8 protein-coding genes are annotated in these 6,551 nt (G+C 41.2%); 2 read left to right on the forward strand and 6 right to left on the reverse strand.

Features of this window, described 5'->3' with window-relative positions:
- From AC4GME_RS09280 to AC4GME_RS09305, 6 genes are all read right to left on the reverse strand, one after another.
- The coding region (locus AC4GME_RS09280; RefSeq protein ID WP_490379283.1) for a response regulator at positions 1-418 on the reverse strand (418 nt) is incomplete at its 3' end.
- Between the two features lie 85 nt (positions 419-503).
- Positions 504-1,397, reverse strand: coding sequence for an FAD:protein FMN transferase (locus tag AC4GME_RS09285; RefSeq protein WP_490376779.1), 894 nt, complete (start codon positions 1,395-1,397; stop codon positions 504-506).
- A gap of 15 nt (positions 1,398-1,412) precedes the next feature.
- On the reverse strand, positions 1,413-2,726 hold the full coding sequence (locus AC4GME_RS09290) for a DUF3570 domain-containing protein (RefSeq protein WP_490376780.1): 1,314 nt from the start codon (positions 2,724-2,726) through the stop codon (positions 1,413-1,415).
- A 91-nt stretch (positions 2,727-2,817) separates the two neighbouring features.
- Entirely contained in the window at positions 2,818-2,928 is a 111-nt protein-coding gene (locus AC4GME_RS09295) for a DUF4266 domain-containing protein (protein ID WP_490376781.1), read from the reverse strand.
- Entirely contained in the window at positions 2,919-3,137 is a 219-nt protein-coding gene (locus AC4GME_RS09300) for a DUF4266 domain-containing protein (protein ID WP_490376782.1), read from the reverse strand. The genes AC4GME_RS09295 and AC4GME_RS09300 overlap by 10 nt, the downstream gene beginning before the upstream one ends.
- A gap of 15 nt (positions 3,138-3,152) precedes the next feature.
- Positions 3,153-3,626, reverse strand: a complete 474-nt coding sequence (locus tag AC4GME_RS09305) for a TlpA disulfide reductase family protein (protein WP_490376783.1) — start codon at positions 3,624-3,626, stop codon at positions 3,153-3,155.
- Positions 3,627-3,763: 137 nt separating this feature from the next.
- Here AC4GME_RS09305 and dsbD point away from each other — a divergent pair, with 137 nt between their 5' ends.
- Together dsbD and pyrC are read left to right on the forward strand one after the other, a co-directional pair.
- Positions 3,764-5,524, forward strand: coding sequence for a protein-disulfide reductase DsbD (dsbD, locus tag AC4GME_RS09310; protein ID WP_490376784.1), 1,761 nt, complete (start codon positions 3,764-3,766; stop codon positions 5,522-5,524).
- Positions 5,525-5,575: 51 nt separating this feature from the next.
- The coding region (pyrC, locus tag AC4GME_RS09315) for a dihydroorotase (RefSeq protein ID WP_490379284.1) at positions 5,576-6,551 on the forward strand (976 nt) is incomplete at its 3' end.

Below are 6,551 nucleotides of genomic sequence, written 5' to 3' on the forward strand. Positions count from 1 at the left end.
CTTCTCTGCTATTAAGATCAAGTTTTAATGGCCCAAACTCAATAAGATGTGTGGCATTACCATGGCTGCGCCTTAATAAAGCGCGAATTCTTGCTTGCAGTTCATTTTGATCAAAAGGTTTAAGCAGATAATCATCCGCACCTAGGTCTAAGCCCTTAATTTTATCTTCAACACCGTCTCGTGCGGTTAAAATAATCACTGGGCTATTATGTTTTTTGCGGTATTGCGCCAGAAAGGTTAATCCATCTGCATCAGGTAAACCCAAATCTAAAATAATCAGATCATAGTGTTCATGGGTGCAAGCGTTAACCGCAAGACTTACTCTATCAAAATGATCCAGACTATAACCTTGCTGCTTGAGGTTTTGCATCACACCATTTGCCAGTGCAATATCATCTTCAATAATAAGTATGCGCATCAAATATCCTATGTTTATAACTCTTTAGCTATCGCCTGAAAGACATATCATCTGCTAGCAATATGCAATATGTGCATTTAAGCCCTTATTCTTGAATCCAGAAATTAACCTGCTGCTGCGCTAAAAAGGCTTTTGCCTGATCCCCTTGCAGCATTGCCAGCGTCGATAATAATCCCGCTTCAATGCAAGATTCTGCGGAGACAGTGATTGAACGAGGCGCATTAATAACCGAACTGCCCGTTAACGGGTTTAAAATATGGCTATAACGAATCCCGTTTTTTAACAGGTAGCGGTTAGCATCACCACTGGTTGCCAGTGCTCCATTTTTCAAGGTGAGCACTGCAGGGTTGCCCCCGCCGACACTTTCAATGCCAACTTTCCATGCTTGTCCATTTTTTCGCGGGCCATTACAGATTAAATCGCCACCAAAATTTAATAATATAGGCTGTTTATCGTTAATTTGTTGCGCTTTAGCTAAACAGCAATCAACCGCATACTCTTTGCCGATGCCGCCAAAATCAAGCTCCATACCTTTAGGTACAGTTAAGTATGGCGCTCGCCAGGTCAATTTATCTAAGCCAATCAGGGGTAATAACTGCTTAATCTGCTTGTTTTGGGGGATTTTATCAGAGCAATCAAAAGACCAGAGCTTGCGTAATACACCCGAGGTAATATCAAATAAGCCGTCACTTAGCTGATAACACAAATAAGCAAAATCAACTAAATGGGCGGTTTCATCATCTAAACAAACTTGCTTCTCTGCGCTGTTATTAATTTTATATACAATATTAGTTTTAAGGTAACGGCTGAATTTGCTTTCAATACGTTTTGCTTCAACAAATACCGCTTCTATCATCTGTTTTGCGGGCAAAGCCTCACTACACTCCACCAGCACTTCACAACCGCTAGCCATGGCCGGAAAAGAACCACAATAGCCAGCGCCATTTTGCAGCTTTGTAATAGTAAGACCTTGTAACATATCTTTTTTTCCTAACTAAAATGAGTAGGTATACTGTATAACAAACGCATCTAGTGTAGGGAACATATCATAGTTTTTCTGGATGCCGATCGCATCACTTGGGCTTTTTTCACCATCCTGATGATAATACTCTAATCGGACACTGTTTTTATTGCCATCAGGCGTTTTAAAGCCAACTTTAAGCCCCAATGTTGATGACCACATCTCTGCTAATCGATAATCCGATGTTAAGTAAGGGCCTATATCTGCCACCTCACTTTCACTAATACTATGGCGGTAAAAATCAGCCGTGCTTTGCGTATAATAACGAACGCGAGGCTCCAGATACCAGCCATCGAAATTTTTACGATAGGTTAAATTAAAGGTATGCGATTTAACCCCCCAATCATCCCACATATATCGATATGACAAATCAGCAGAGTCAGCCCCTATCGCGCGTTTAACTTTGCTATAAACACTGTGTTTATTGCGCTGATCCGGCCTGCTGTCATAGAGATAGGTCCCCGCTAATGATTCCCCAGCGACTAAGGAGCCAGTTATATCATCAACCACAGAAGTTACTTTGTAGGGATCATTATGGTAACCATCCGACTGTGAATAACCGTAATTAAACACTGCAATAGTTTGCCGATTTATAACCTGCGTCACCCCCACCAGCATCTCACCCATAAAACGCGTATCTTCATCTTCTCCTTTAGGTTGAAGCTCACCACTTGCCTGCATCTGTGCTAAAGGATCCGCTATTCCGCCAACAGGAGTGATTAGATCATATTCACCGCTAAGCCCAAAACTTAAGGTGGTATTACGATTATTAAAATCATGTAAATATGTTGCGCTTAATCCTGCAGAGAAAAAATCAAACTCTTTGGAAACATTACCGCCCCAAATCATTTTATTAACACGCCCCAAACCATGCTCATAATTTGCACTAAAACTGACTCGTGTATCATGAAATGTATCGTCTAAAGGGGTTTCTCCCGCTTGCGTTTGATAACTGCCATTACCAGATGGACGGGTAAATGTCTGCACTTGATCAGATGGGCTTGCGCCATTTGGCGACGCTCCTGTTAAAGCATCAAGAACCAATTTAAAACCTAACACACTATCGTCATCAAAGGTTTTACGGGTATTTATAACAGGTTCATATGCACTGACACGATCAACTTCACTATAAGCGAGCATGGCTACGTCGGTTTCCCAACCACTAAAAAAACCCTGGTTAGAATCAGCCTGCACAGTTGCTGAAGCGCCTAGTAAACACCCGGTTGCTGTTTTAAGCAGTTGGCGAATATTTTTATGCTGCTGTTTTTTCTTATCAGTTAATTGCATCCGCAACCTCCGCCACTAAATCCTTGTTCACTGAATTGCCTGGTTGCTTCCTTACGGAGCATACTCTGCCGAGCTTTAAAATATCTATTGATTAATTGCATCCGCAACCTCCGCCACTGAATCCTTGTCCGCTGAATTGCTTGGTTGCTTCCTTAATAAGGAAGCTGTGTTGAGCTTCAAAATATCTATTGATTAATTGCATCCGCAACCTCCGCCACTGAATCCTTGTCCACCGCTGCTGGCTTCCTTGCTAAAATAGATATGATCATCAAATGCGCTATCCAGCGGCGCATTATCAAGCGCCATATCCTCTCGCGCTAACAGGTCTCGCTCCCAAGGCTGCACGCCTAACGAGCTACAACCGCTAAGAAAAAAGCAGGTCGATAAGAGGGTTATCAATATTGTTTTCATCTTCTCATCCTTGTTTTATTTATCGTTTTCTAGTTGCTTAAGTAATTTTATGATGCCCGCTTCATAGGTTTCCTGGTCGCTTATTTTAAAGCCGATATGACGATCTTTTAATTCACCATCGCCTGAAAACAGATATGAACTTGGCATGCCGACTACCTTGTACTTTTCGGCAAGCGCACCTTGTGGATCTGAAAACAGGAGGAAATTAGCTGGAAAGGTATCTAGAAAACGATTGGCAGTTTTTATATCACGGTCCATATTAATACCAATAATCACCAGTCCTTTATCTTGATACTTAGCCTGCATCTCGTTTAACCAGGGAAACGATTTGCGACACGGACCACACCAGGAAGCCCAAAAATCCAAATAGACGACTTTGTTTTCATATTGAGCCAAATCGAACTTATCTAACCATTGCGCTTGGGCATTAACCTGCATGCTAGAAGCTAGCAGTAAAAAAATGCTCAATAATTGTATTATCCGTTTCATAAGTTCCCTCTTTTTGTAAAGTTTGTTATTCACTGTGTTTACGATTTATTCAGTATGGTCAATGAACCTTAAGGTTTCCTTAACAATTGTTTATTTACTATGGTTATCTCAAATTATTTAAACTGAAGGAGATTTGAATGTTCAAGGTTTGCAAAGGATTCGCCTATTTTCTAGTTTCATTGATATTATTTACAAGTGTTAAGACACTTGCTCAGCCAGAGGTCGAATTCTTACCCGTTGCACAAGCGTTTAGCTACACAACAGAATTTAAAGCTGACTCATTACAGGTTAGTTGGAAAATCAGTGACGGATATTATTTGTATCTTTCGCGGATTTCAGCCACGCAAAATGGTTTACCATTAAAAATCAATTTTCAACAAAATCCATTAGATAAAATGGATGAATATTTCGGCAAGGTTAAAATATTCAAACATAATTTAGATAGCTTGATTGCACTGCAAAATAACAGCCCTATTACCTTAAGTTTCCAAGGCTGTGCTGAACAAGGACTTTGTTATCCGCCTGTTGTTGTAACCTTAACTAAGCCTCAACAGCAAAGTCAATTGACATCAATAAGCCTTACATCCCCTCAAGAAAGTGAACAAAGTTATAGCAAAAACCTATTACAAGCAGACAGTACAGTGTGGAAATTAGCCCTATTCTTTATTGTTGGTATTGGTCTCGCATTTACCCCATGTGTCTTTCCGATGTTTCCCATCCTGTCTAGCATTATTGTCGGACAAGGCAATAATCTTTCAACGCGTAACGCATTTTTGCTGTCGTTAAGTTATGTCTTAGGTATGGCATTTACCTATGCAGCAGCCGGTGTGGTTGTCGGCTACTTTGGTGCGACAGCAAACATTCAACTATATCTGCAAACACCTTGGGTACTAATACTATTTTCAATGCTCTTTGTCATACTCTCTTTTTCAATGTTTGGTTTATATGAATTAGCCCTGCCCCGTTTTATCCAGGACAAACTGCAAAATATTAACAGTAACAAGCAAAGCGGAAAACTATTTACCATCGTCATCATGGGGGCAGTTTCTGCGCTTGTAGTCAGCCCCTGCGTCAGCGCACCATTAGCGGGTGTTTTAGCCTATATATCCACCACTGGAGATGCTCTGCTAGGCGGTTTGGCTTTATTAACTTTGGCATTAGGGATGGGCGTACCTTTGTTAATTATCGGCACGGGTGGCGGGCGGTTTTTACCTAAATCCGGGGCGTGGATGAATAACATCAAAAGTGTCTTTGGTGTGGCATTATTAGCCGTTGCGGTGTGGTTATTAGAACGCGTTATCGCTCCGCAAATCACCCTGCTTTTATGGTCTGCACTGCTTTTCGGATCAGGTGTTTATTTAGGCGCATTCGAGCATGGCACACAAGGGTGGTCGCGCTTTCACAAAGCACTCGGACTTATATTTTGCTTATACGCAGTGATGTTAATGGTTGCGGTATTTAGCGGGCAAAAAGAACCATTAAAACCATTAAATTATCAATTAGCCAATGCAGCAACCATCAGCCAAGTGCAGACACCCCATGCGATGCGTATCAGCAGTAGATCTGAATTTGATAAAGCGTTACAAGATGCGCAAAATACGCAACAAATTTTGATTGTCGATTTTTATGCGGATTGGTGTATCTCCTGTAAAGTTATTGAAAAAGAGATAGTTAAGCAGCCCGATGTACAAAAACTACTTGCAGGCTTTATGTTTGTACAGCTCGATATCAGCAACAATACCCCAGAGCAACTGGCATTATTAGCGCAATTTAATCTATTTGGCCCGCCAGCGATTCTGTTTTTTAAAAATGGTGAAGACCTCATACAACACAAACTGCTTGCTGAATTCTCCAAAAATGATTTTATTAAACAGCTAAATGAGCTTAAAGGCATATGAAATTTGCTTCTGAGCTTGTAAAATAGCTAAAAATCAAAGGAGATAAGCAAAATGAAGACAATGACAATAACCCGCCCTGATGACTGGCATGTACATTTACGCGATGGTGAGGTGTTAAACGATACCGTACGTGATATCAGCCGTTATATGGGCCGTGCGATTATTATGCCGAACCTTATGCCGCCGGTTATAGATACCGAACTGGCACTTGCTTATCAGGCACGTATTATTGCAGCACAGCCTAAAGCGAGCTTCACTCCTTTGATGACGCTTTACTTAACAGATAACACCACAGCTAATGAGATAAAAACAGCGAAAGCATCAGGTCAAGTTTATGCGGCTAAATTATATCCTGCCGGCGCAACAACTAACTCAGACTCTGGTGTTACTTCAGCCGATAATATCAGCGAAGCACTGCAAGCGATGCAGGAAGTGGGTATGCCACTGCTAGTACATGGTGAAGTAACGGCAAATGAGATTGATATCTTTGATCGTGAAGAAATATTCTTAAAAACAGTACTTGCGCCCATTGTTGCCTCTTACCCGAATTTAAAAATCGTCCTTGAGCATATCACCACTAAAAATGCCGTTGAGTTTGTAAATAATGCCGGTAAAAATGTCGCCGCTACCATTACCGCACATCATTTAATGTTTAACCGTAACCATATGTTAGTGGGCGGTATTAAACCGCATTTTTACTGTTTACCTATTTTAAAACGTAATTCTCACCAACAAGCATTAATCAAGGCTGCAACCAGCGGATCGACTAAGTTCTTTTTAGGCACAGATTCCGCGCCGCATGCAATCGGACGTAAAGAGTCAGCTTGTGGTTGCGCCGGCTCCTACACAGCCCATGCATCTATTGAATTATATGCTGAAGTATTTGAACAGGCAGGTGCATTAGATAAATTAGAAGCCTTTGCCAGTTTTAATGGCCCGGATTTTTATAATTTACCGCGTAATAGCGATACTATCACCCTTGAAAAAACAAGCTGGGATGTTCCTGCCACTCTCTCTTTTGGTGACG

It is taken from the genome of Psychromonas sp. (genome assembly GCF_983033635.1).